Origin of the sequence: Aquimarina rubra, assembly GCF_042684305.1 — a bacterium.
GTDB lineage: Bacteria > Bacteroidota > Bacteroidia > Flavobacteriales > Flavobacteriaceae > Aquimarina > Aquimarina rubra.
This window is the reverse complement of sequence record NZ_JBHULE010000035.1, coordinates 138,088-162,874: the sequence shown is the minus strand read 5'-3', so window position 1 is coordinate 162,874 and position 24,787 is coordinate 138,088. Positions and strand designations below refer to the sequence as shown.

Annotated in this window: 37 protein-coding genes; 1 reads left to right on the top strand and 36 read right to left on the bottom strand. The window is 35.5% G+C overall.

Going from position 1 to position 24,787, the window contains the following annotated elements:
- Positions 1-3: 3 nt before the first annotated feature.
- The 36 genes from ACFSR1_RS20480 to rpsL all read right to left on the bottom strand — a co-directional run bounded on the left by ACFSR1_RS20480 (position 4) and on the right by rpsL (position 22,730).
- Positions 4-918 carry a dimethylarginine dimethylaminohydrolase family protein gene (locus ACFSR1_RS20480; protein ID WP_378294895.1) on the bottom strand — a complete coding sequence of 305 codons (915 nt, stop codon included), beginning with the start codon at positions 916-918 and terminating at the stop codon, positions 4-6.
- A 307-nt stretch (positions 919-1,225) separates the two neighbouring features.
- Positions 1,226-2,512, bottom strand: a complete 1,287-nt coding sequence (locus tag ACFSR1_RS20475; RefSeq protein WP_378294894.1) for a citrate synthase — start codon at positions 2,510-2,512, stop codon at positions 1,226-1,228.
- Positions 2,513-2,722: 210 nt separating this feature from the next.
- Positions 2,723-4,015, bottom strand: a complete 1,293-nt coding sequence (gene eno, locus ACFSR1_RS20470; RefSeq protein WP_378294893.1) for a phosphopyruvate hydratase — start codon at positions 4,013-4,015, stop codon at positions 2,723-2,725.
- Between the two features lie 184 nt (positions 4,016-4,199).
- Positions 4,200-5,315 carry a glutamine-hydrolyzing carbamoyl-phosphate synthase small subunit gene (gene carA / locus ACFSR1_RS20465; protein ID WP_378294892.1) on the bottom strand — a complete coding sequence of 372 codons (1,116 nt, stop codon included), beginning with the start codon at positions 5,313-5,315 and terminating at the stop codon, positions 4,200-4,202.
- 128 nt (positions 5,316-5,443) lie between these two features.
- Positions 5,444-5,911: a 50S ribosomal protein L17 gene (gene rplQ, locus ACFSR1_RS20460; protein WP_280930728.1), complete on the bottom strand. Its 468-nt coding sequence runs from the start codon at positions 5,909-5,911 to the stop codon at positions 5,444-5,446.
- A gap of 64 nt (positions 5,912-5,975) precedes the next feature.
- Positions 5,976-6,968, bottom strand: a complete 993-nt coding sequence (locus ACFSR1_RS20455) for a DNA-directed RNA polymerase subunit alpha (protein WP_378177734.1) — start codon at positions 6,966-6,968, stop codon at positions 5,976-5,978.
- Between the two features lie 23 nt (positions 6,969-6,991).
- Positions 6,992-7,597 carry a 30S ribosomal protein S4 gene (rpsD, locus tag ACFSR1_RS20450; RefSeq protein ID WP_378294891.1) on the bottom strand — a complete coding sequence of 202 codons (606 nt, stop codon included), beginning with the start codon at positions 7,595-7,597 and terminating at the stop codon, positions 6,992-6,994.
- Between the two features lie 139 nt (positions 7,598-7,736).
- On the bottom strand, positions 7,737-8,120 hold the full coding sequence (rpsK, locus tag ACFSR1_RS20445; protein ID WP_027392532.1) for a 30S ribosomal protein S11: 384 nt from the start codon (positions 8,118-8,120) through the stop codon (positions 7,737-7,739).
- Positions 8,121-8,232: 112 nt separating this feature from the next.
- Positions 8,233-8,607 (bottom strand): 30S ribosomal protein S13, encoded by a 375-nt coding sequence (gene rpsM / locus ACFSR1_RS20440; RefSeq protein ID WP_298543194.1) that lies wholly within the window; start codon positions 8,605-8,607, stop codon positions 8,233-8,235.
- Positions 8,608-8,609: 2 nt separating this feature from the next.
- Entirely contained in the window at positions 8,610-8,726 is a 117-nt protein-coding gene (gene ykgO / locus ACFSR1_RS20435; protein WP_013621733.1) for a type B 50S ribosomal protein L36, read from the bottom strand.
- 117 nt (positions 8,727-8,843) lie between these two features.
- Positions 8,844-9,059, bottom strand: a complete 216-nt coding sequence (infA, locus tag ACFSR1_RS20430; RefSeq protein ID WP_010181908.1) for a translation initiation factor IF-1 — start codon at positions 9,057-9,059, stop codon at positions 8,844-8,846.
- Positions 9,059-10,399, bottom strand: a complete 1,341-nt coding sequence (secY, locus tag ACFSR1_RS20425; protein ID WP_378294890.1) for a preprotein translocase subunit SecY — start codon at positions 10,397-10,399, stop codon at positions 9,059-9,061. The genes infA and secY overlap by 1 nt, the downstream gene beginning before the upstream one ends.
- Before the next feature lie 10 nt (positions 10,400-10,409).
- Complete coding sequence (gene rplO, locus ACFSR1_RS20420; protein ID WP_378294889.1) at positions 10,410-10,862, bottom strand: 50S ribosomal protein L15; 453 nt, start codon at positions 10,860-10,862, stop codon at positions 10,410-10,412.
- A gap of 9 nt (positions 10,863-10,871) precedes the next feature.
- Positions 10,872-11,051 carry a 50S ribosomal protein L30 gene (gene rpmD / locus ACFSR1_RS20415; protein ID WP_027392536.1) on the bottom strand — a complete coding sequence of 60 codons (180 nt, stop codon included), beginning with the start codon at positions 11,049-11,051 and terminating at the stop codon, positions 10,872-10,874.
- Positions 11,052-11,065: 14 nt separating this feature from the next.
- Positions 11,066-11,590: a 30S ribosomal protein S5 gene (gene rpsE / locus ACFSR1_RS20410; RefSeq protein WP_027392537.1), complete on the bottom strand. Its 525-nt coding sequence runs from the start codon at positions 11,588-11,590 to the stop codon at positions 11,066-11,068.
- 6 nt (positions 11,591-11,596) lie between these two features.
- On the bottom strand, positions 11,597-11,953 hold the full coding sequence (gene rplR / locus ACFSR1_RS20405; protein WP_378177752.1) for a 50S ribosomal protein L18: 357 nt from the start codon (positions 11,951-11,953) through the stop codon (positions 11,597-11,599).
- 10 nt (positions 11,954-11,963) lie between these two features.
- Positions 11,964-12,506, bottom strand: coding sequence for a 50S ribosomal protein L6 (gene rplF / locus ACFSR1_RS20400; protein WP_378294888.1), 543 nt, complete (start codon positions 12,504-12,506; stop codon positions 11,964-11,966).
- 20 nt (positions 12,507-12,526) lie between these two features.
- On the bottom strand, positions 12,527-12,925 hold the full coding sequence (gene rpsH, locus ACFSR1_RS20395) for a 30S ribosomal protein S8 (protein WP_027392540.1): 399 nt from the start codon (positions 12,923-12,925) through the stop codon (positions 12,527-12,529).
- 68 nt (positions 12,926-12,993) lie between these two features.
- Positions 12,994-13,263, bottom strand: coding sequence for a 30S ribosomal protein S14 (gene rpsN / locus ACFSR1_RS20390; protein ID WP_010181917.1), 270 nt, complete (start codon positions 13,261-13,263; stop codon positions 12,994-12,996).
- 2 nt (positions 13,264-13,265) lie between these two features.
- Positions 13,266-13,817, bottom strand: a complete 552-nt coding sequence (rplE, locus tag ACFSR1_RS20385; protein ID WP_378294887.1) for a 50S ribosomal protein L5 — start codon at positions 13,815-13,817, stop codon at positions 13,266-13,268.
- A 2-nt stretch (positions 13,818-13,819) separates the two neighbouring features.
- Positions 13,820-14,131, bottom strand: a complete 312-nt coding sequence (rplX, locus tag ACFSR1_RS20380; protein ID WP_378294886.1) for a 50S ribosomal protein L24 — start codon at positions 14,129-14,131, stop codon at positions 13,820-13,822.
- A gap of 13 nt (positions 14,132-14,144) precedes the next feature.
- Positions 14,145-14,513, bottom strand: coding sequence for a 50S ribosomal protein L14 (gene rplN, locus ACFSR1_RS20375; protein WP_027392543.1), 369 nt, complete (start codon positions 14,511-14,513; stop codon positions 14,145-14,147).
- A 2-nt stretch (positions 14,514-14,515) separates the two neighbouring features.
- Entirely contained in the window at positions 14,516-14,773 is a 258-nt protein-coding gene (gene rpsQ / locus ACFSR1_RS20370) for a 30S ribosomal protein S17 (protein ID WP_027392544.1), read from the bottom strand.
- A 12-nt stretch (positions 14,774-14,785) separates the two neighbouring features.
- On the bottom strand, positions 14,786-14,980 hold the full coding sequence (rpmC, locus tag ACFSR1_RS20365; RefSeq protein ID WP_027392545.1) for a 50S ribosomal protein L29: 195 nt from the start codon (positions 14,978-14,980) through the stop codon (positions 14,786-14,788).
- Between the two features lie 15 nt (positions 14,981-14,995).
- Positions 14,996-15,415 (bottom strand): 50S ribosomal protein L16, encoded by a 420-nt coding sequence (rplP, locus tag ACFSR1_RS20360; protein ID WP_378294885.1) that lies wholly within the window; start codon positions 15,413-15,415, stop codon positions 14,996-14,998.
- A 20-nt stretch (positions 15,416-15,435) separates the two neighbouring features.
- Positions 15,436-16,164, bottom strand: a complete 729-nt coding sequence (gene rpsC / locus ACFSR1_RS20355) for a 30S ribosomal protein S3 (RefSeq protein ID WP_027392547.1) — start codon at positions 16,162-16,164, stop codon at positions 15,436-15,438.
- A gap of 10 nt (positions 16,165-16,174) precedes the next feature.
- Positions 16,175-16,582, bottom strand: a complete 408-nt coding sequence (rplV, locus tag ACFSR1_RS20350) for a 50S ribosomal protein L22 (RefSeq protein WP_118461079.1) — start codon at positions 16,580-16,582, stop codon at positions 16,175-16,177.
- 8 nt (positions 16,583-16,590) lie between these two features.
- The gene (gene rpsS / locus ACFSR1_RS20345) at positions 16,591-16,869 is read right to left on the bottom strand and encodes a 30S ribosomal protein S19 (RefSeq protein WP_027392549.1); all 279 of its coding nucleotides are present in this window, start codon (positions 16,867-16,869) and stop codon (positions 16,591-16,593) included.
- A 6-nt stretch (positions 16,870-16,875) separates the two neighbouring features.
- Positions 16,876-17,700 carry a 50S ribosomal protein L2 gene (gene rplB, locus ACFSR1_RS20340; RefSeq protein ID WP_378294884.1) on the bottom strand — a complete coding sequence of 275 codons (825 nt, stop codon included), beginning with the start codon at positions 17,698-17,700 and terminating at the stop codon, positions 16,876-16,878.
- A 9-nt stretch (positions 17,701-17,709) separates the two neighbouring features.
- The gene (rplW, locus tag ACFSR1_RS20335; RefSeq protein ID WP_378294883.1) at positions 17,710-18,000 is read right to left on the bottom strand and encodes a 50S ribosomal protein L23; all 291 of its coding nucleotides are present in this window, start codon (positions 17,998-18,000) and stop codon (positions 17,710-17,712) included.
- 5 nt (positions 18,001-18,005) lie between these two features.
- Positions 18,006-18,635, bottom strand: a complete 630-nt coding sequence (gene rplD / locus ACFSR1_RS20330) for a 50S ribosomal protein L4 (RefSeq protein WP_378294882.1) — start codon at positions 18,633-18,635, stop codon at positions 18,006-18,008.
- Positions 18,635-19,252 carry a 50S ribosomal protein L3 gene (gene rplC / locus ACFSR1_RS20325; RefSeq protein ID WP_378294881.1) on the bottom strand — a complete coding sequence of 206 codons (618 nt, stop codon included), beginning with the start codon at positions 19,250-19,252 and terminating at the stop codon, positions 18,635-18,637. Before rplC ends, rplD begins: the two co-directional genes overlap by 1 nt.
- Positions 19,253-19,400: 148 nt before the next feature.
- Positions 19,401-19,706 carry a 30S ribosomal protein S10 gene (gene rpsJ / locus ACFSR1_RS20320; protein WP_010181931.1) on the bottom strand — a complete coding sequence of 102 codons (306 nt, stop codon included), beginning with the start codon at positions 19,704-19,706 and terminating at the stop codon, positions 19,401-19,403.
- A gap of 10 nt (positions 19,707-19,716) precedes the next feature.
- Positions 19,717-21,843, bottom strand: a complete 2,127-nt coding sequence (gene fusA, locus ACFSR1_RS20315) for an elongation factor G (protein ID WP_378294880.1) — start codon at positions 21,841-21,843, stop codon at positions 19,717-19,719.
- 12 nt (positions 21,844-21,855) lie between these two features.
- Entirely contained in the window at positions 21,856-22,332 is a 477-nt protein-coding gene (gene rpsG / locus ACFSR1_RS20310) for a 30S ribosomal protein S7 (protein ID WP_027392555.1), read from the bottom strand.
- 23 nt (positions 22,333-22,355) lie between these two features.
- Positions 22,356-22,730 carry a 30S ribosomal protein S12 gene (gene rpsL / locus ACFSR1_RS20305; protein ID WP_024770883.1) on the bottom strand — a complete coding sequence of 125 codons (375 nt, stop codon included), beginning with the start codon at positions 22,728-22,730 and terminating at the stop codon, positions 22,356-22,358.
- A 183-nt stretch (positions 22,731-22,913) separates the two neighbouring features.
- Between rpsL and ACFSR1_RS20300 the strand changes: the two genes are divergently transcribed.
- A complete protein-coding gene (locus ACFSR1_RS20300) occupies positions 22,914-24,608 on the top strand; it encodes a ShlB/FhaC/HecB family hemolysin secretion/activation protein (protein WP_378294879.1) in 1,695 nt (564 codons plus the stop codon).
- Positions 24,609-24,787: the final 179 nt, after the last annotated feature.

Genomic DNA, 24,787 nt, shown 5'->3' with positions numbered 1-24,787 from the left:
TATTTAATCTCTTATCAATGGCATAGTAGAACAACGTAAAAGCCCTTCTTGTTTTGCAATTTCAGAATATGGAACTTCTTCTACGATGATGTTTAAGCTACGAAGCCAAGTATTTAATCTTGTAAAATTTTTCTCAGAAATTACAACATCTTCTGATATAGAAAATATATTAGAATTCATATAATACATCTCATCTTTATCAATATGAAATAAATTTTCAATTCCGAAGAAGTCTACTAAATATCTGTAATCATCTAAATTCCTGAATCCTTCTTTATGAATTATAGCTTTGTTTTTGCCAACCGGTTGAAAACAACAATCCAAATGTAACGCGTTATCTCTGGGGTTATCCATCGACTTGTTTAGATCAAATTCCTTTACTATTTTATTTGGAAAAAGTGATCTAATATACTCCACGCCTTTCATATTAGTTCTCGCCACAATACAATCGCTATAATCATCTCCTTTATACGTCCCTATAAATATATGATCATTATGAATAATAATATCTCCACCCTCAAAATGTATATCTTCGGATGGGGCTTTATATACTTTTTTAGAATCAATTTCATCAATTACATATTGAATAGCTTTGATCTCCTTTTCTCTATCAGGAAGTATATTTGATTTTATAAATTTATCTTCTATGACCAATGCAATATCTCTTGCAAAAATCTGGTTGTAATTCTCAATTATTTGGGGTCTAAAAACCTTTACATCATATTTCTCAAAAACTTTGGCAACAGCTTCCATCTCTGCAACCATATCTGCTTCTTTAGGGTATGAACCTGCTTTGATGTGCTCTATAGATTTTGGATCATAGGCTTCTTCAATTTTTGGTATCGGACCATTACTTAAAGCAGTTCCCAAAACTACGGCTCTAAGTCTTGAGGTTTCATTTGTAATATTTAGTTTCATGTGTTTATAATATCGATTTAGAGGTCACATGGAACTCGCCCAAAATCATATTCTCTTGTGTTAAACTCTTTGTCAGGGCTCGTTTCAATCATTTAGTTTTTAGGCAAAAAGTATCATTGTTAACCAACATTGATGATCGAACAAATATAGGAATAGGGAGTAGGTAGATGCTAATTTTATTCAAAAAAAATATCAACTTTTTATCAAATTCTAAAATTTGACGATTGGAATTAAAATATATTGAAAATTTCATAAAAAAAGGGTACTAAAAAAATTCAGTACCCTTATTAAAATTATGGCATCCTTTTTAACGTTCAGAAACTGATTTAAAAGGTCTGTATGTTTCTCCAATATATATTTGTCTTGGTCTTCCGATTGGTTCTTTACGCAAGCGCATTTCTCTCCATTGTGCGATCCAACCAGGCAATCTTCCTAACGCAAACATCACAGTAAACATCTCGGTTGGAATACCTAATGCTCGATATATGATTCCTGAATAGAAATCTACATTAGGATATAATTTTCTTTTTACAAAATATTCATCTTCCAGAGCAACTTTGGCCAGACCTTTAGCAATATCAAGCACAGGGTCTTCAATTCCAAGATCTCCCAGAACTTCTTCTGCAGACGCCTTTATGATCTTCGCTCTAGGATCAAAATTTTTGTATACTCTATGTCCAAATCCCATTAAACGGAAAGAATCTTCTTTATCCTTCGCTTTAGCGATGTATTTTGCAGTATCACCTCCATCTTCTTTAATCGCTTCGAGCATTTCAATTACCGCTTGATTCGCTCCTCCGTGTAACGGACCCCATAAAGCTGAAATTCCTGCTGATAAAGAAGCGAACAATCCAGCGTGAGATGATCCTACAATTCTAACAGTAGAAGTAGAACAATTTTGCTCGTGATCTGCGTGTAGAATTAATAATTTATCCAAAGCATCATTAACGATCTTATTTGCTTCATATGTTTTATTAGGCCTAGAGAACATCATTTTATGTAAATTCTCAACATATCCCAAAGCGTTGTCTCCATAATCCAATGGTAAACTTTTTCTTTTTCTCATTGTCCATGCGGCAAGCACAGGAAACTTCGCCATTATTTTTACTATAGCGTTATACATAGCTTCTTCAGAATCTACATCTACAGAACCGGGATTAAAAGCTATTAAGGCGCTAGTTAATGATGAAAGAACCCCCATAGGATGAGCGCTTTTAGGAAATCCATCAAGAATTCTCTTCATATCCTCATCTACATGAGATTCCTCTTTAATATCTTTATCAAACTTATCAAGTTGTTCCGCAGTTGGTAATTCTCCAAAAATCAATAAGTAAGCTACTTCTAAAAAATCAGCTTTTTCAGCCAATTCTTCTATAGAATATCCACGGTATCTTAAAATTCCTTTTTCTCCATCCAGAAAAGTAATTCCACTCTCACAACTTCCTGTGTTTTTATATCCAGGATCAATCGTAGTGATACCACCTGTGGCGGATCTAAGAGTTTTGATATCAATTCCTAATTCTTTTTCAGTTCCTTCTATTATGGGGAACTCATATTTATTACCGTCGATTTCTAACGTAGCTTTTTTTGACATTGTGATTATTTAGAATTTTGCTGTTATAATAAGGGCTGCTAAATTACGAAATATAGTGTTAATATATTATTAATCCGACCATCAATTTTGGAATATAAATACAGCTTCGAGGTTCATTTCAAAACTTCATCATACGCCCAACAATTTTCATTGCAAACTTTAGTATAATAAAAAAGCTCACTAAAAAGTGAGCTTTTTTAAATTCGTTATTTATTTCTTAACCTTGAAGGCCTTTTCCTGCGGATAATAAGCGACTGTACCTAATTCTTCTTCTATACGTAATAGTTGATTGTACTTTGCCATTCTATCACTACGTGATGCTGAACCAGTTTTAATCTGACCTGTATTCAAAGCTACCGCTAAATCTGCTATGGTGTTATCTTCGGTTTCACCAGAACGGTGAGACATCACAGAAGTATATCCTGCGTTATGCGCCATATTTACCGCGGCTATTGTTTCGGTCAGGGTTCCGATTTGATTTACTTTAATTAGAATTGAATTAGCAATACCATTTTCAATTCCTCTTGACAATCTTTCTACATTGGTAACGAATAAATCATCACCTACTAGTTGTACTTTATCTCCTACTTTCTCTGTTAGATACTTCCAACCTTCCCAGTCATTTTCATCCATTCCATCTTCAATAGATATAATAGGGTATTTAGAAGCAAGTTCAGCAAGATAGTCTGCTTGCTCCTCACTTGTTCTTACGACACCTGTTTTTCCTTCAAATTTGGTGTAATCATATTTGCCGTCTACAAAAAATTCTGCAGCAGCGCAGTCTAAAGCTACCATGACTTCATCGCCAAACTTATATCCGGCTTTCTCCACAGCCAATGCGATAGAATCCAGCGCATCTTCTGTTCCATCTAATGTTGGTGCAAAACCTCCTTCATCACCAACAGCAGTACTTAATCCTCTATCGTGAAGTACTTTCTTTAAATTATGAAAAATCTCTGTACCCATTTGCATGGCATGAGTAAAATCATTTGCTTTTACAGGCATTACCATAAATTCTTGAAATGCGATTGGTGCGTCACTATGAGATCCTCCGTTAATGATATTCATCATTGGAACCGGAAGTGTATTAGCACTAACACCTCCTACATAACGATATAATGGCATATTTAACTCATTTGCCGCGGCCTTTGCAGCTGCCAAAGAAACTCCAAGAATTGCATTAGCACCTAATTTAGATTTATTAGGAGTTCCATCTAATTCAATCATAGTTTGATCCAGTAAATTTTGATCAAACACAGAATATCCTAATAATTCTTCAGCAATTATTGTATTTACATTTTCTACAGCTTTTTTTACTCCTTTACCCATATAATCACTACCACCATCTCTAAGCTCTACTGCTTCATGTTCTCCTGTTGAAGCTCCAGAAGGAACTGCAGCTCTTCCTAAAACACCATTTTCGGTAATCACGTCTACTTCTACTGTAGGGTTACCACGTGAATCTAAAATTTGTCTGGCGTGAATATTAATAATTACACTCATTTTTGATTTGTTTTTGTTGGATAATTTTAATTCTTCGCAATATACGAAACCGGTAAATTTAAATACCTCAGAAAACCTCTTAATTTATTGCTTAAACCCCAGTAAACATAACAAGTTATCAACTATAACGTTATAGATCAATTCATTATACAAACCACAATCTATTCACAATAAATGAACAAGTTTATGCTTCTACTTTTGCGTTTTTGATATTATTTATAAACTGATCGAATAAATAGATTGAATCATTTGGACCCGGACTTGCTTCCGGATGATATTGCACTGAAAAACAATTTTTGTTCTTCATTTTAATTCCCGCAACTGTATGATCGTTTAAATGTACGTGTGTTATCTCTATATCAGGATTCTTTTCAGTTTCTTCTCTGTTGATAGCAAAACCGTGATTCTGGGAGGTGATTTCTCCTTTACCTGTTGTTAGATTTTTTACCGGATGATTTATTCCTCTGTGACCGTGATGCATTTTATAAGTACTAATACCGTTGGCAAGTGCTATTACTTGATGACCCAAACAAATTCCGAATAAAGGTAAATCTCTTTTAATAATTTCTTTTGCCGTTGCTATTGCTTGTGATAACGGTTCTGGATCACCGGGACCATTAGAAAGGAAATAACCATCAGGTCCCCACTCACTCATTTCTTCAAAAGTCGTATCATAAGGAAAAACCTTTATGTAAGCGTCTCTTTGGGCCAGATTACGAAGTATATTCTTTTTAATTCCAATATCTAATGCCGAAATTTTATATGTAGCATCAGGATTTCCAAAAAAGTAAGGTTTCTTTGTAGAGACCTTAGAAGCCAATTCAAGACCATTCATATCGGGTACTTCGGCCAACCGTTTTTTTAAGGAATCAATATCATCTATCTCGGTAGAGATTAAGGCATTCATTGCTCCGTTATCTCTTATATAACTTACCAAGGCACGAGTATCCACATCTGATATCGCCAATAAATCATTTTTTTCTAAAAACTCTTGTAAAGACTCATCAGCTAAGTCACGAGAGAATTCATAACTAAAGTTCTTAACAATTAGACCTGCGATTTTTATAGAATCTGACTCTACCTCTTCATTATTGGCACCATAATTACCAATATGAGCATTCGTAGCCACCATTAGCTGCCCAAAATAAGAAGGGTCTGTAAAAATCTCTTGATATCCCGTCATTCCGGTATTAAAACAGACTTCCCCAAAAGCGGTGCCTTCTTTTCCAACAGCTTTTCCATAAAAAATAGTACCATCTGCTAATAATACAATTGCTTTTTTTCGAGATTGATATTTCATTCTAATATACTTTTTGATAGTAAACATCCTATTGAAGGATCTAAAATTTTATTTTAAAAATATTCAAAAAAAAAGGATAAACGATGAACGTTTATCCTTTATCCTTATGTGTAAATCACATTTTTCATTTATTCTTCTTCAGAACTAGTTGTTTCAACTACTGGAGCAGCTTCAGTTTTCTTTGTTCTACCTCTTCGAGTAGATTTCTTTTTAGCTGGCTTACCTGCGTTATACAACTCATTGTAATCCACTAGCTCGATCATTGCCATATCAGCATTATCACCAAGACGATTACCTAATTTGATAATTCTGGTATATCCTCCTGGTCTATCACCAACCTTTGCAGCAACATCTCTAAATAATTCTGCTACAGCATACTTGTTACGTAACTTACTAAATACAATACGACGATTATGTGTAGTATCTTCTTTAGACTTGGTTACTAGTGGCTCTACAAACTGCTTAAGCGCTTTTGCCTTTGCTACTGTAGTGTTTATTCTCTTATGCTCTATAAGAGAACAAGCCATATTAGCAAGCATAGCTTTTCTATGTGCAGTTTTTCTACCTAGGTGGTTTACTTTTTTTCCGTGTCTCATGACATTAAAAATTTAAGCATCATCTTGCTCAATCTGCCTCGTGCAGAGAGCAAAATATGATGTGTTAGTCTTTATCTAATTTGTACTTAGAAAGATCCATACCGAAATTAAGACCTTTAACATTTACTAGTTCTTCTAGCTCTGTTAAAGACTTCTTACCAAAGTTACGGAACTTCATTAAGTCATTTTTGTTATATGATACTAAATCTCCTAATGTATCTACTTCTGCAGCTTTTAAACAATTTAATGCTCTTACAGAAAGATCCATATCGATCAATTTAGTCTTCAATAATTGTCTCATATGTAATGATTCTTCATCATATGTTTCAGTCTGAGCAATTTCATCAGCTTCTAGAGTGATACGCTCATCAGAGAATAACATAAAATGGTGAATCAAAATTTTTGCAGCTTCAGTTAAAGCATCTTTTGGATGTATTGAACCATCTGTAACAATTTCGAAAACTAGTTTTTCGTAATCTGTTTTTTGTTCAACACGATAATTCTCGATGCTATACTTAACATTTTTAATAGGTGTATAAATCGAATCCGTAAAGATTGTTCCTATTGGAGCATTTGCTTTTTTATTTTCTTCTGCAGGAACATAACCTCTTCCTTTTTCTATAGTTATCTCTAGGTTTAGAGCCACTTTTTTATCCATATTACAGATCACTAAGTCCGGATTAAGAACTTGGAAACCTGAAATGAATTTTTGAAAATCTCCAGCAGTTAACTGCTCTTGACCAGAAATCGAAATTGTAACCGATTCGTTGTCTACATCTTCAATCTGACGCTTAAAACGAACTTGCTTAAGGTTAAGAATAATTTCAGTCACATCTTCTACAACTCCAGAAATCGTAGAAAACTCGTGATCTACTCCTTCAATTCTTAATGAAGTTATAGCGAATCCCTCTAAAGAAGATAGCAAAACTCTTCGCAAAGCGTTACCAACTGTCAATCCGTACCCAGGTTCTAATGGTCTAAATTCAAATTTACCATCAAACTCACTAGAGTCGATCATGATAACTTTATCGGGCTTCTGAAAATTTAATATTGCCATATTATTGTTTCTTCTAAGAGTTATTACTTCGAATATAATTCGACGATGAATTGTTCGTTGATGTTTTCCGGTATTTGAATTCTTCCCGGAACAGATACGAAAGTACCTTCTTTTGTATCATTATTAAAAGTAATCCACTCGTAAACTTTACTATTATTAGCAAGAGAGTTTTGGATAACTTCTAATGATTTTGATTTTTCTCTTACTCCCACAACATCTCCAGGTCTTAATTGGTAAGATGGAATATTTACTAATTCTCCATTTACAGTAATATGTCTGTGAGAAACTAATTGTCTAGCTCCTCTACGAGAATTTGCTAATCCCATTCTAAAAGCTACATTATCCAAACGAGACTCACATAACTGAAGTAATACTTCACCAGTAATCCCTTGAGATCTTGTTGCTTTTTCGAACATATTTCTGAACTGACGCTCTAATATTCCGTAAGTATATTTAGCTTTTTGCTTTTCCATTAACTGGATTGCATATTCACTTTTCTTTCCTCTTCGTCTGTTATTTCCGTGTTGACCAGGAGGATAATTTCTTTTTTCGAATGACTTATCGTCTCCGAATATCGCTTCACCAAATTTACGAGCGATTTTAGTTTTTGGACCAGTATATCTTGCCATTTTATTATTAATTTAATTTTAGAGGAGGTTATGAATTAAGGTCTCTTTCCTTCGATAATCCTTTATTCCCCTTTTAGACTTACTTTAATTACTATTTATAAGGTATAAAAGATCCCGAATTTTTTTCGGGATACAATTATTATACTCTACGTCTTTTTGGAGGACGGCATCCGTTATGTGGCATTGGAGTTACATCAATAATTTCTGAAACTTCAATTCCTGAATTATGTATCGAACGTATTGCTGATTCTCTACCGTTCCCAGGGCCTTTAACATATACCTTTACTTTCTTAAGTCCAGCTTCGATTGCCACTTTAGCAGCATCTTCTGCAGCTAACTGTGCAGCATATGGAGTGTTCTTTTTTGAACCTCTGAATCCCATTTTTCCAGCTGAAGACCAAGAAATAACGTCTCCTTTTTTATTAGTTAACGAAACAATAATGTTGTTAAAAGAAGCTGTTACATGTGCCTCTCCTACAGATTCAACAATTACTTTACGTTTTTTTGAAGTTGACTTTGCCATATTTTCTAGTTTTTAGTTGTTAGCTTTTAGTTGTTAGAATCCTAAACATTGCTATTTCAAACAGATTCATCTAACTTCTATTTACTAATGACTAATGTCTAATTTTTAATTATTATTTAGTTGCCTTTTTCTTGTTAGCAACTGTTTTTCTTCTTCCTTTACGTGTTCTAGAGTTGTTCTTAGTACGTTGTCCTCTAAGTGGTAAACCAGCTCTGTGACGAATACCTCTGTAACATCCTATATCCATAAGACGTTTGATATTTAATTGTACCTCAGAACGTAATTCTCCTTCTATAGTAAAGGTTCCTACAGCTTCACGAATACGACCAATTTGATCATCATCCCAGTCAGAAACTTTTATACTCTCATCTACTTTGGCAGTTGCTAAAATTTCTTTAGCTCTACTTCTACCAATTCCGAAGATATAGGTTAATGCTATAACTCCTCGCTTTTGTTTAGGTATATCTACCCCTGCAATTCTTGCCATAATTACCCTTGTCTTTGTTTAAATCTAGGATTCTTTTTATTAATTACGTAAAGACGGCCTTTTCTACGCACAATCTTGCACTCGGCACTTCTCTTTTTTATTGATGCTCTAACTTTCATCTCTTTGTGTTTAAATCCTGAAAATACATATTAAGCATTTCAGAAGGTCTCGTTAACAAGATTTTCAGCCTGCAAAAGTACATAAAAAATCTTAATTAACTAATATTCTTAAAATTATTAGTATCTATATGTGATACGAGCCTTTGATAAATCATAAGGACTCATTTCTAACTTCACCTTATCTCCTGGTAATAATTTTATATAATGCATTCGCATTTTACCTGAGATATGAGCTGTCACTACGTGACCGTTTTCTAGTTCTACTCGGAACATTGCATTAGACAATGCTTCGATTATACTTCCATCTTGTTCTATTGCTGGTTGCTTTGCCATTATGCTACTGCTTTACGGTTTTTACCAGTTTTCATTAATCCATCGTAATGTCTATTCAACAAGTATGAATTAACCTGCTGCATCGTATCTATTGCAACCCCAACCATAATTAGTAAAGAGGTTCCTCCAAAAAACAATGCCCATCCTTGCTGAACACCAAGGAGCTTAACAGCTACTGCCGGAAAAACAGCAATTAACGCTAAGAATATAGATCCTGGCAAGGTTATTTGTGACATTATTTTGTCTAAATACTCGGCTGTTTCACTTCCAGGTCTAATACCAGGAATAAAACCACCACTTCTCTTTAAGTCATCAGCCATTTTATTCGTTGGAACGGTAATAGCCGTATAGAAGTATGTGAATATTATAATCAACAATGCAAATAACAGATTATACCATAATCCGAAAATATCACTAAAAGCAGCGGCTATTCCTTGTGAAGTTTCAGACTGAGAAAGCCCTGCTACTGCAGCCGGAATAAACATAATCGCTTGTGCAAATATAATTGGCATTACACCAGATGCATTTAACTTTAACGGTATATACTGACGTGATCCAAAAACATTCTTTTCATATCCACCACTGGCAGTTCTTCTTGCATATTGTACAGGAATCTGACGAACAGCCATTACCAGTAGCACAGATGCTAATATGATCACAAACCAAATTACCAATTCAATCAGTACCATTATAATATCTCCTCCTTCTCCTGAAGTTCTTGAGATAAAATTCTGAACAAACGATTGTGGTAATGTAGCGATGATACCAACCATAATTAACAACGAAATACCATTACCTATACCTTTATCAGTAATTTTTTCACCTAGCCACATAGCAAAAATACAACCTGTGGTTAAGATGATCACCGATGATACAACGAAAACAGTTTGACTGATCTCTGTACTAAAAGCTGCAGGAGGAAGGGTAGCAAACAAGTTGTAAATATAACCAGGCCCTTGAACTAATGTAATTGCAATAGTTAACCAACGAGTTATCTGATTAATTTTCTTTCTTCCACTTTCTCCTTCTTTTTGTAATTTTTGAAGATAAGGAATTGCTATCCCCATTAACTGCACAACAATGGATGCAGATATATATGGCATGATTCCTAAAGCAAACACCGAAGCGTTTGCAAACGCTCCACCTGTGAAAGCATTAAGCAATCCAAGAAGACCGTCTTGAGTCTGTGTACCCAAGTTGGCCAACTCTGCCGCATCTACTCCCGGTAGTACAACCTGTGCTCCAAATCGATATACTAAAAGCAATCCTAAAGTGATTAAGATTCTATTCTTTAGTTCTTCGATTTTCCAAATGTTTTTTATTGTATCAATAAATTTCATGAAATATCTTTTATAAGGTTACTGCTTCACCACCTGCCGCTTCAATAGCTGCTTTTGCAGTGGCTGTAAATTTATGAGCTGAGACTTTTAACTTAGCCTTCAATTCACCTCTACCCAGTATCTTAACTAAATCATTCTTTCCTGCAAGACGTGTATCTAATATCACATCAAGATCAACGGTGTCAGTTATTTTACCAGCATCAACTAATTTCTGTAAGGTATCTAAGTTGATTCCTTGATATTCTTTTCTATTGATATTGGTGAAACCAAACTTTGGCACACGTCTTTGAAGTGGCATCTGCCCTCCTTCAAAACCAATCTTTCTAGAATATCCAGAACGTGACTTTGCTCCCTTATGACCACGAGCAGCTGTTCCACCTTTTCCGGAACCCTGACCACGACCTAATCGCTTGCTGTTATTTTTTACTGAACCTGCAGCAGGTTTTAAGTTACTTAAATCCATGTGCTTATATTATTTTGTTTCTACAGAAACTAAATGTTTAACTTTATTTACCATCCCAAGGATATTAGGAGTGTCATCATGCTCAACAACCTGACCGATCTTTTTAAGACCTAAAGCCTCCAGAGTTCTTTTTTGTCTCTGAGTACGGTTAATCGCGCTTTTTACTTTAGTAATTTTAATCTTTGCCATCGTTCCTAATATATTTATCCTTTAAACACTTTTTCAAGTGAAACACCACGCTGTTTTGCCACTTGCTCTGCACTACGCATTTGCAATAAAGCATCAAACGTTGCTTTCACCACATTGTGTGGGTTAGACGATCCTTGATTTTTAGAAAGTACATCGTGAACACCTACAGATTCTAATACTGCACGGATCGCTCCACCAGCAATTACTCCGGTACCGGTAGCAGCAGGCATCAATAATACTCTTGCTCCACCATATTTACCTTTTTGTTCGTGAGGTAAAGTTCCTTTAGTCAATGGTATACGAACTAAATTTTTCTTAGCATCTTCTACTGCTTTTGCAATAGCTTCAGCAACTTCTTTAGACTTACCTAAACCGTGACCTACAACACCATTTTCATCTCCTACAACTACGATAGCAGAGAATCCGAATGCTCTACCACCCTTAGTTACTTTAGTAACACGTTGTACTCCAACTAAACGGTCTTTTAATTCAAGTCCACTTGGTTTTACTAATTCTGCGTTTTTATATTTTTGATACATAATTTCTTAGAATTTAAGTCCTGCTTCTCTAGCTCCTTCAGCTAATGATTTTACTCTACCGTGATATAAATATCCTCCTCTATCAAATGATACAGTATCTATACCAGCTTTCTTAGCTTTTTCAGCAAGGGCTTTACCTACCAAGCTTGCCTTTTCTGCTTTATTTCCTGATGCAGCAGCAATATCTTTATCTCTTGAAGAAGCAGCACCGATTGTCTTACCGGTTACATCATCTATGATCTGAGCATAGATTTCTTTATTACTTCTAAAAACAGATAATCTAGGACGTTGTTCTGTTCCGCTTACTTTACCGCGGATTCGCTTTCTGATTTTTAATCTTCTTAAATCTTTTGAGAATGCCATAACTTCGTTATTATGCAGATTTACCTGCTTTTCTTCTTAATTGTTCTCCTACGAATTTAACTCCTTTACCTTTGTAAGGCTCTGGCTTACGGAAGCTTCTAATTTTAGCTGCCACCTGTCCCACTAATTGTTTATCATGAGAAGTTAATTTTACGATCGGGTTTTTACCTTTTTCTGATATAGTCTCTATCTTCACCTCTGGAGCAACATCTAATACGATATTGTGAGAGAAACCTAAAGCTAAATCTAGTTTTTGTCCTTGATTAGAAGCTCTATAACCTACTCCAACCAATTCTAACTCTTTGGTAAAACCTTCAGATACACCTTGCACCATATTGTTGATCAAAGCTCTGTATAAACCGTGCTTTGCTTTATGATCCTTAGCTTCAGTAGGTCTTTCTAGAACAACCTGACCTTCTTCTACTTTCACATTGATAGCATCTATCTCTTGTGTAAGCTCTCCTAATTTTCCTTTAACAGTAACAACATTACCTGTCACTTCTACCGTGACACCAGACGGAATAGTTACTGGATTTTTTCCTATTCTTGACATTTCTTTTGTCTTTTTTACTGTTAATATACGTAACAAAGTACTTCACCACCTACGTTCTCTTGCTTTGCCTGCTTACCAGTCATAACACCGTGAGAAGTAGAAACGATTGCAATACCTAATCCATTAAGAATTCTTGGTATTTCACTTGATCCTGCATATTTACGTAAACCAGGCTTACTGATTCTTTGTAATTCTTTTATTACAGGTTCTTTGGTTAATTTATCGTATTTAAGAGCTATCTTAATACTACCTTGTGTTGTATTATCTTCAAATTTATAACTTAAAATATATCCTTGATCGAATAATATTTTAGTGATCTCTTTTTTAACCTTCGATGCAGGAATCTCAACAACTCTATGTTGAGCACTATTTGCATTTCGTATTCTGGTTAAATAATCTGCTATAGGATCTGTATTCATTGTATATAATTTATGATCTTGGTTTTCCACTAGTTTAGCCGAACCTTAGACCAATTAATTTTTTATTATTACCAACTAGCTTTAGTTACTCCCGGAATTAATCCTTGATTAGCCATCTCTCTAAATGTAACACGAGAAATTCCAAATTGACGCATATATCCTTTTGGTCTTCCGGTTAATTTACAACGATTATGCATACGGATTGGAGATGCATTTTTTGGCAGCTTCTGTAATGCTTCATAATCTCCAGCTTCTTTTAAAGCCTTACGTTTTTCAGCATATTTAGCAACTGTTTTAGCTCTCTTCACCTCACGGGCTTTCATTGATTCTTTAGCCATAATTAATTCTTTTTAAAAGGTAACCCTAGTTCTGTTAACAATGATTTTGCTTCTTTATCAGTATTTGCCGAAGTTTCGAAAGTAATATTCATTCCTGAAATCTTATTTACTTTATCGATATCTATCTCCGGAAAAATAATCTGTTCAGTAATTCCTAATGAGTAATTACCTCTACCATCAAAACCAGTAGCATTAATTCCGTTAAAATCTCTTACACGAGGTAAAGCCGAAGTAATTAAACGATCTAAAAATTCGTACATTCTTTCTCCTCTTAACGTAACCTTAGCCCCAATTGGCATTCCTTTACGTAATTTGAAAGTTGCAACATCCTTTTTAGAAATTGTAGCAATCGCTTTTTGTCCTGTGATCATTGTTAATTCGTCTACTGCGTAGTCAATTAACTTCTTATCTGCTACAGCTGCACCAACTCCTCTACTTAAAACAATCTTCTTAAGTTTTGGAACTTCCATTACATTACTATAACTGAATTCTTCTGTAAGAGCTGACATTACTCTGTCTTTGTACTCTTGTTTTAGTCTTGGGATATAAGCCATAACTATATTACTTCATTAGATTTTTTAGAAAATCTCACTTTCTTATCTCCTTCTACTCTATATCCAACTCTTGTTGCATCACCATTAGATGTTAACAACGATAAGTTAGAAATATGAATAGCTGCTTCTTGCTTCACTATACCACCTTGTGGATTAGCAGCACTAGGCTTCTGGTGTTTAGACACGAGGTTAACACCTTCTACAATTGCCTTGTTCTTATCTTTCAATACCTTTTGTACTGTTCCCTGTTGACCTTTATTGTCTCCAGCGATTACTTTTACAGTATCTCCTGATTTAATTTTTAGCTTTGTCATCTTTGCTATACTATTAAAGCACTTCTGGCGCTAGTGAAACAATCTTCATGAACTGTTTGTCACGAAGTTCTCTTGCAACAGGACCAAAAACACGTGTTCCTCTCATTTCTCCTGCAGGGTTCAAAAGAACACAAGCATTGTCGTCGAAACGAATATAAGAACCATCCGGTCTGCGCACTTCTTTTTTGGTACGAACTACAACTGCAGTAGAAACGGCTCCTTTTTTAATGTTTCCATTAGGAGTTGCTTCTTTAACACTGACAACGATCTTGTCTCCTACAGAGGCGTATCTTCTTTTTGTACCACCTAAAACACGGATAACTAAAACTTCTTTACCACCTGTGTTGTCTGCTACTTTTAATCTAGACTCTTGTTGTACCATAATTACTTCGCTCTTTCAATTACTTCTACTAATCTCCAGCATTTGGTTCTACTCATAGGTCTTGTTTCCATGATCTTTACAGTATCACCAATATTGCAGTCATTTTTCTCATCGTGCGCAACATATTTCTTTGTTTTTAACACGAACTTTCCGTACATCGGGTGTTTTACTTTTTTTACTTCGGCAACAACGATTGATTTCTGCATCTTGTTACTAGTAACTACACCTATACGCTCTTTTCTTAAGTTTCTTTTTTCCATCTTTCAGCAGAATTAACCGTTTAATTCTCTTTTAGTTAACTCAGTCGCCATTCTTGCAATAGACCTTCTCACTTTACGTAATTGTAAAGGGTTTTCTAATGGAGACATAGCGTGAGCCATTTTTAAATCTGAATACTCTTTACGAGATTTACCAAGTTCTTCTTGCAATTCAGCTGTAGACGATTCTTTTACTTGTGATTGTTTCATAGTCTCTTTTGAATTTTAACCTTGATAGGTTCTTGACACAATAAACTTAGTTTTTACTGGTAGCTTTTGTGCAGCTAAGCGCAATGCTTCTTTTGCTACATCATACGACACACCACTGATCTCAAATAAGATTCTTCCTGGTTTTACAACTGCCGCCCAATATTCTACAGCTCCTTTTCCTTTACCCATACGTACTTCAAGAGGCTTCTTTGTAATAGGCTTGTCTGGGAAAATCTTGATCCACAGAGAACCTTCTCTTTTCATATAACGAGTAGCAGAAATACGTGCTGCTTCTATTTGTCTAGCAGTAACAAAACTTGAATCTAATGATTTGATTCCGAAGGTTCCGTTAGAAAGTGTATGTCCTCTATGAGAAAGACCTTTCATACGTCCTTTTTGTTGTTTACGGAATTTTGTTCTTTTAGGCTGTAACATTGTTAATTTACTTTAAAAAATTACTTTCTACGACGTGATTTATTATTTCCACCTCGTCCGGCTCCTCTATCGCCTCCTTTTCCTTGTTTCTTAGAAAGACCAACTAAAGGAGAAAGTTCTCTCTTACCATATACTTCGCCTTTCATAATCCATACTTTAACACCAAGTCTACCATAGGTAGTGTGTGCCTCAACCAAAGCATAATCTATGTCAGCTCTAAATGTTGATAAAGGAATACGACCATCTTTATACGACTCTGAACGTGCCATCTCAGCACCGTTCAAACGTCCTGAAATCTGAATTTTGATACCTTCTGCATTCATTCTCATTGCAGCCGCAATAGCCATCTTGATCGCACGACGGTAAGAGATACGACTCTCAATCTGTCTTGCAACACTAGATCCTACTAAAAATGCATCAAGTTCTGGTCTTTTGATTTCAAAAATATTGATCTGAACTTCTTTATCAGTAATTTTCTTAAGCTCTTCTTTTAACTTGTCTACCTCTTGACCACCTTTTCCGATAATAATACCAGGTCTAGCAGTAGTGATAGTAACGGTTACAAGTTTAAGCGTACGCTCAATAATTACCCTAGATACACTAGCTTTAGATAAACGTGCGTGTACGTACTTTCTAATCTTATCGTCTTCGGCAAGTTTATCACCGTAGTCATTACCTCCGTACCAGTTGGATTCCCATCCTCTAATGATACCTAGGCGATTTCCGATTGGATTTGTCTTCTGTCCCATACTATTTATATTAGCTTTGTGTATTATTTTTTGCTGCAACCACGATTGTTACGTGATTAGAGCGTTTTCTTATTCTGTGTGCACGACCTTGTGGAGCTGGACGTAGTCTTTTTAACATACTACCTCCATCTACACGGATCTCTTTTACAAAAAGATCTGCATCTTCGATGCTAGCGTCTTCATTTTTCGCTTGCCAGTTTGCTATTGCAGAAAGCAATAATTTCTCTAAACGACGCGATGCTTCTTTAGGGTTAAATCTAAGAATATGAAGCGCTCTTTCAACTTTTTCACCACGAACTAAATCTGCTACTAAGCGCATTTTGCGAGGTGAAGTTGGACAGTTATTAAGTTTAGCGAAAGCAATTTGCTTTTTCTCTTCCTTAATTCTTTCTGCCATTTCTCTTTTACGAACTCCCATAGCTTAAATTATTTTTTACCTTTATTTTTAGCACCAGCGTGCCCTCTAAAAGAACGTGTTGGCGAAAATTCTCCTAATTTATGACCCACCATGTTTTCTGTAATATATACAGGAACAAATTGGCGACCATTATGTACTGCAATTGTTTGACCAACAAAATCCGGAGATATCATTGATGCTCTTGACCAAGTCTTTATCACAGTCTTTTTGTTAGCCTCTACATTCGCAGCTACTTTCTTCTCTAGTTTATAGTGAATGTAAGGTCCTTTTTTTAATGAACGTGCCATATCTTATTATTTCTTTCTACGTTCTACAATATACTTATTACTCGCTTTCGTCTTAGAACGGGTTCTGTATCCTTTTGCAGGAAGACCTTTTCTAGAACGTGGGTGACCTCCAGAAGAACGTCCTTCTCCACCACCCATTGGGTGATCAACCGGGTTCATTGCTACTGGTCTAGTACGTGGACGACGACCAAGCCATCTTCCTCTACCTGCCTTACCTCCTACAACTAACTGATGATCACTATTAGAAACAGCTCCAATAGTTGCCATACAGTTTACTAAGACTAATCTTACTTCTCCAGAAGGCAACTTTACCGTAGCAAACTTACCATCTCTAGCCATAAGCTGAGCAAACGAACCAGCACTACGCGCCATAACAGCACCTTGACCGGGACGTAATTCTATACAAGAAATGATTGTACCTAAAGGGATATCACTAAGTGGCATCGCGTTTCCAATTTCTGGAGCAACATTACTTCCAGAAACAACGTTTTGACCTACTTGTAGACCATTCTGAGCTATAACATAACGCTTCTCACCATCCTGGTAGTTTAAAAGCGCTATAAAAGCAGTTCTGTTTGGATCATATTCTATTGTTGCAACGGTAGCAGGAATTCCTTGCTTATCACGTTTAAAATCAATAATACGATACCTTTTTTTATGACCACCACCTTTGTAGCGCATAGTCATTTTTCCTTGATTGTTTCTACCTCCAGATCTTTTTTTCGGAGCTAATAAACTCTTCTCCGGCTTATCAGTAGTAATGGCATCAAACCCATTAACTACTCTAAAACGCTGACCTGGGGTAATTGGTTTCAATTTTCTTACTGACATTTTTTAGTCTTAAAGATTACTATATAAATCAATTACATCACCTTCCGCCACCTGTACAATAGCTTTTTTAATAGCTTTTGTTTTACCAGTGACCACACCCGTTTTTGTATAACGAGTTTTACGATCCGGACGGACATTAATCGTACGAACTTTAGTAACAGATACTCCATAAGCAGCTTCTACTGCTTTTTTGATCTCCACCTTATTCGCTTTTTTATCTACTACAAAACCATAGCGGTTATACACCTCACTATCAGCAGTAGCCTTTTCCGTAATAATAGGTTTTATTAAGATACTCATGGCTTCTATTTACTTAAATTCGTTTCAATTCCTTTCAAAGAACCTTCTAAAAGCACAACATTCTTTGCGTTAAGTATTTTGTAAGTACTTAATTCTGAGGATGTTATAACTTCAGAGCTTTTTAAATTGCGTGACGACAAATATACATTTTTATTTGACTCTCCCAACACAAATAAAGATTTTTTATCCTCTAGTCCTAAAGACTTTAAAACTGTGGTAAAATTCTTTGTTTTAATTGTATCAAAAGTAAAGTCCTCAACAACTGTAATCGCTTTGTCGTTAGCTTTAATACTTAGTGCAGATTTACGTGCTAATCTTTTTAAATTCTTATTCAATTTAAAAGAATAGTTACGTGGTCTTGGACCAAAAATTCTACCCCCACCTTTGAAGATAGGTGATTTTATACTACCCGCTCTGGCTGTACCAGTTCCTTTTTGTTTCTTTATCTTTCTTGTACTACCTACAATCTCAGCACGCTCCTTAGCTTTGTGAGTTCCTTGACGTTGATTTGCCAAATACTGCTTCACATCTAAGTACACAGCATGATCGTTTGGTTCTATACCAAAAACAGCATCAGAAAGGTCTACCTTTCTTCCTGTTTCTTTTCCGTTAATATCAATTACTGCTACCTTCATTACTTCTGAATCGTTACATAAGCGTTTTTATGTCCAGGAACACATCCTTTCACAACAAGTAGGTTCTTTTCAGCAACTACTTTTAACACTCTTAAGTTTTGAATTTTTACTTGATCTCCACCCATTCTTCCGGCCATTCGCATTCCTTTGAATACTCTAGCAGGGTAAGATGCTGCACCTATCGAACCTGGAGCTCTTAAACGGTTGTGCTGACCGTGAGTTGCTTGTCCAACACCACCAAAGCCGTGCCTTTTAACAACTCCTTGAAAACCTTTTCCTTTAGAAGTTGCTGAAACATCAACAAACTCTCCTTCTGCAAAATGCTCTACAGTTACTGTATCTCCTAATTTGTACTCCTCCTCAAAACCTTGAAATTCGACAACTTTACGTTTAGCAACAGTTCCTGCCTTCTTAAAGTGACCTAAAGCCGCCTTAGTAGCATTTTTGTCTGCTTTGTCATCGAAACCTAGCTGAATAGCTTTATAACCATCAACTTCCTCAGTTCTGACTTGGGTAACCACACATGGTCCAGCTTCTATTACCGTACATGGAATATTCTTTCCATTTTCGTCGAAGATGCTAGTCATGCCGATCTTTTTTCCTATTAACCCAGACATATTTATTAATTATTAATTAGTATTCTACTTATTATTTTGCAAAAAAACAGGGTCAAAATACTTCAACCCTGAATGTATTTTTTTGCCGTTTTTCCCTTGCACGCAGCTTGGGACATTTATCGTAAGATTTTCTTACTTCGTAGTTTTATCAAACTTTGATCTCAACTTCTACTCCACTTGGTAATTCCAGCTTCATCAACGCATCAATCGTTTTTGAAGACGAGCTATATATATCCAAAAGTCTTTTGTAAGAACTTAATTGGAATTGCTCTCTAGATTTCTTATTAACGTGCGGAGAACGTAATACTGTAAAAATCTTCTTATGTGTTGGTAATGGAATCGGGCCTGTAACCACAGCTCCAGTACTCTTAACGGTCTTAACAATCTTCTCTGCAGACTTGTCTACCAAGTTATGATCGTAAGATTTTAGTTTTATTCTAATTTTTTGACTCATTTCTGTAAAATTAAGCGTTAACTCCTTTTGCTGCTGCAATTACTTCTTCTGAAATATTAGAAGGAGTTTCAGCATAGTGAGAAAATTCCATAGTAGATGTTGCTCTACCAGACGACAACGTTCTTAATGTTGTAACATATCCAAACATTTCTGAAAGTGGCACAGTAGCTTTTACAGTTTTTGCTCCAGCTCTATCACCCATATCACTAACTTGTCCTCTACGCCTGTTAAGATCACCTACGATATCACCCATATTCTCTTCTGGAGTAATAACTTCTAATTTCATAATAGGCTCCATTATTACTGCTTTTGCAGCTTTTGCAGAGTTTTTAAAACCTAACTTAGCAGCCAACTCAAAAGACAACTGATCCGAATCCACATCGTGATAAGAACCATCTTTTAATGTCACCTTCATAGCATCAACTTCGTACCCAGCTAATGGCCCATTAACCATAGCCATTTTAAATCCTTTCTCAATAGAAGGTATAAATTCTTTAGGAACGTTACCACCTTTAATTATAGATTCAAACTGGAGACCAACTTGACCTTCATCCGCAGGCTCAATAGTAAATACAATATCTGCAAATTTACCACGACCACCAGACTGCTTTTTATAAACCTCTCTGTGATCTGCAGCTGCAGTAATAGCCTCTTTGTACTCAACCTGAGGCTGACCTTGATTCACTTCAACCTTAAACTCACGCTTCAAACGGTCTACAATAATATCTAAGTGAAGCTCTCCCATTCCAGAAATAATAGTCTGCCCTGAAGCTTCATCAGTTCTTACTGTAAATGTTGGATCTTCTTCAGCTAACTTAGCTAAAGCCATACCCAATTTATCAACATCTGCTTTAGTTTTCGGCTCTACAGCGATACCAATTACCGGATCAGGGAAATCCATTGATTCTAGAACAATAGGATGCTTTTCATCCGACATTGTATCCCCGGTCTTGATATCTTTAAAACCTACTGCTGCTCCAATATCACCTGCTTCGATAAAATCAATAGCATTCTGCTTATTAGAGTGCATCTGATAGATACGTGAAATACGTTCTTTTTTACCGGAACGGTTATTCAATATATAAGAACCTGCATCTAAACGACCTGAATATGCACGGAAGAATGCTAAACGCCCTACAAAAGGATCTGTAGCAATCTTAAATGCTAAAGCAGCAAACGGCTCCTTTACATCAGGCTTACGTAATTCTTCTTGATCTGTATTTGGATTAACCCCTACAATACCCTCTTTATCCGTTGGAGAAGGTAAGTAACGACATACTGCATCTAAAAGGAATTGCACTCCTTTATTTTTAAATGCTGATCCACAAATCATAGGAATGATAGACATATCCATTACAGCAGCTCTAAGTGCAGCGTGCACTTCTTCTTCTGTAATAGAATCCTCATCCTCCATATATTTCTCTAGAAGATTTTCATCATAAGCAGCAACCTCTTCAATAAGTTTACCTCTTAATTCAGCCGCTTCTTCTTTTAATTCTTCAGGAATATCAATAACGTCAAAAGTAGATCCTTGTGTTTCATCATGCCAAATAATAGCACGGTTCTTTACCAAATCTACGATTCCTTTAAAATCCGCTTCATCACCAATATTCATAACGATTGGCACAGCATTGGATCCTAACATATCCTTAACCTGCTGGCAAACAGCCATAAAGTTAGACCCTTGACGGTCCATTTTGTTTACAAATCCAATACGTGGCACTTTGTAGTTATCAGCAAGTCTCCAGTTAGTTTCTGATTGTGGCTCAACACCATCCACAGCACTAAATAAGAAAACCAACCCATCAAGTACACGTAAAGAACGGTTTACTTCTACCGTAAAATCAACGTGACCCGGAGTATCAATAATGTTAAAGTGATATCCTTTTGTATCATCTATTGCTTGACCATTTTCTGTTGGAAATTTCCACTCACAAGTTGTTGCAGCAGAAGTAATAGTAATACCTCTTTCCTGCTCTTGCTCCATCCAGTCCATTGTAGCAGCACCATCATGCACCTCACCAATCTTGTGACTAACTCCCGTATAGTATAAAATACGCTCAGTTGTCGTAGTTTTTCCTGCGTCGATATGCGCAGCAATACCTATGTTTCTTGTATATTTTAAATCTCTAGCCATTTCTGTTCGTGATTAAAATCTAAAGTGTGAGAATGCTTTATTTGCTTCAGCCATCTTGTGAGTATCAACTCTTTTCTTAACAGCAGCTCCTTCTTCTTTTTCCGCAGCAATAATCTCTGCAGCAAGTTTTTGAGCCATAGACTTTTCATTTCTCTTACGAGAAAACTGAATCAACCACTTCATAGCAGTAGATATCTTTCTATCCGGTCTAATTGGGTTAGGAATCTGGAAGGTAGCACCTCCAACACGACGGCTTCTTACTTCTACGTGTGGCATTACGTTAGACAACGCATCTTTCCACATTTCCAAAGCAGTTTTTTCTTCGTTTTGTTTTTTCTCTTCTACGATATCTATCGCATCATAGAAAATTTTGAAAGCTACCGATTTTTTTCCGTCCCACATCATCATGTTTACAAAACGAGTCACTAATTGATCGTTAAAACGTGGATCCGGCAAAATAGGTCTTTTTTTAGCCTTTCTTTTTCTCATGTCTTCTTCTTAAAGTTTTTTAATTACTTCTTAGGGCGTTTTGCACCATACTTAGATCTACGTTGCGTTCTTCCTTCAACACCTGCGGTGTCTAAAGCTCCACGAACAATGTGATACCTAACTCCTGGTAAATCTTTTACCCTTCCACCTCTAACTAATACTATCGAGTGCTCCTGTAGATTGTGACCCTCACCTCCGATGTATGCGTTTACTTCTTTACCATTTGTTAATCTAACACGAGCTACTTTTCGCATAGCCGAATTAGGTTTCTTTGGTGTAGTAGTATAAACACGCGTACAAACACCGCGACGTTGCGGGCACGAATCCAAAGCAGCCGATTTACTCTTCTTAGTTATTTTGGCTCTACCTTTTCTTACTAATTGTGAAATTGTTGGCATAATTTGCTTTACACTATTATTAAAATATTTTTAAATACCTCTTTTATGAGGGCTGCAAAGGTAGAAATATTTTTGAGCAATTCAAATCCTAACGCATTAATTTTCAAATAGATTTAAAATCATATTATTTAACCGTAACAAATCCCTCTATTTTCCGTTATTTTAGCACTATTAAAAAATAAATTGAAAACATCTTTATTCTATATTCTTCTCCTTATTATATGTATACATTCATTTTGTAATGCACAAAATACTATTCTAAAACTCTCTATCAAAGGAAAAGACTCCATTGAATCCTCAAAAATCGATAGTATTGGCTACACTACAAATTTTAAAAATTTTCTAGACCTAAAAACCGAAATCGACATTACTCAAGAAAAACTTCTAAAATCCGGATACCTTGATGTTAGATTACTAGAACTAAAGAAAACATCTGACTCTTTGCTCACAGGTATTTTAGAATTAAACAAAAAATACAACCAACTAACTATTTATTACAACAAAGAATTAATCCCAAAAGAAATTCTAAACCAAATATCATCCAAGGTCACAGAAAGCCAATTTTCAATTCCCTTTGAAAAAACAGAACAAACCCTTCAATTTCTGACAGACCAACTCGTCAACCAAGGAAACACTTTTAGCAACTTATCACTCACCAAAATAAAAAAAGACAAAAATAACGTATTCGCAAAGTTAATAAGCTCAAAGAGCAAAACCAGAACAATAGACGATATCACAATCAAAGGATACAGCAAATTCCCTTATTCTTATTTAAAATACAACACAAGGATACGAACAGGAAACATCTTTAACAAAGGCAATATTATCGAAAAATCTAAAAAAATTGACAACCTTGGTTTTGCCAAAAACATCAAAGCTCCTGAGGTTTTATTTGAGAAAGATTCTACCAAAGTATATCTTTATTTAGAGAAAAGATCTGCCAACTCCTTCGACGGCTTTTTGGGATTCTCTTCAGACACCGAATCAGGGAACTTAGAATTGAACGGATATTTAAACCTAAACCTAATTAACAATCTGAATTTCGGAGAACAGCTTAATTTGATTTACAAAAGCGACGGAAATGAACAACAAAGATTTCAAGCCAATATCTCATTACCTTACTTACTTAAAACTCCCATTGGCATTGAAGCAGGTTTAGACATATTTAAAAAAGATTCAACTTTTTTAATCACGGAGCAAAAAGTAAACCTAAACTACCTTGTCAATGACAAAAACAGTTTATTTATAGGCTATAAAACAATTTCTTCAGACAACCTTCTTGACACTCCTCAACCGGCATTAAACATCTACGACTATACTTCATCATTTTACGGAATAGGCTTCAATCACACCAAAAGACAAAACAGCAACTTATTCCCTATCAAAAACAAATATGCCATAACAACCGAATTTGGCAGCAGAAAAACTGAAACAGAAAACACAAGTCAAATAAGAGGGAGTCTAAATATTAGCTACATATTTAAGCTAAACCAAAGAAATTCTATTTTCCTATCAAACACTGCCGCAGCCATTGTATCAGACGATTTATTCCTTAACGAATTATTCAGATTTGGCGGGATTAATTCGATCCGAGGTTTTGAAGAAAACAGTATAAACGCCTCATTATATAACGTAATAAATACTGAATACCAATACATATTATCCCAAAACTTATACATACACTCGATTATCGATTATTCTTATTTCGAGGACGAAAGTATTGAACTATCCAAAAACCTTACTAGCCTTGGTTTTGGACTAGGACTTAACACAAAGACGGGACTATTCAGGATTATTTTTGCAAACGGAAAAAGCAGCGAATCCAACTTCAAATTCTCTAATACAAAGGTCCACATTAGCTTAAATGCAACATTTTAAAGCCTTAAAAAGCATATATATCTTATAAAACAAACCAGCCCAAAAACACAATATACCGGTTTATTTGACTATAAGCAAAACTAGAGCCAAAATAACAAAACATTTACCAAAACCCTTTCTCCATAAACGATTATCTAAAACAAACAACGTTATAACAATCTCAAAACAAAACATTTACG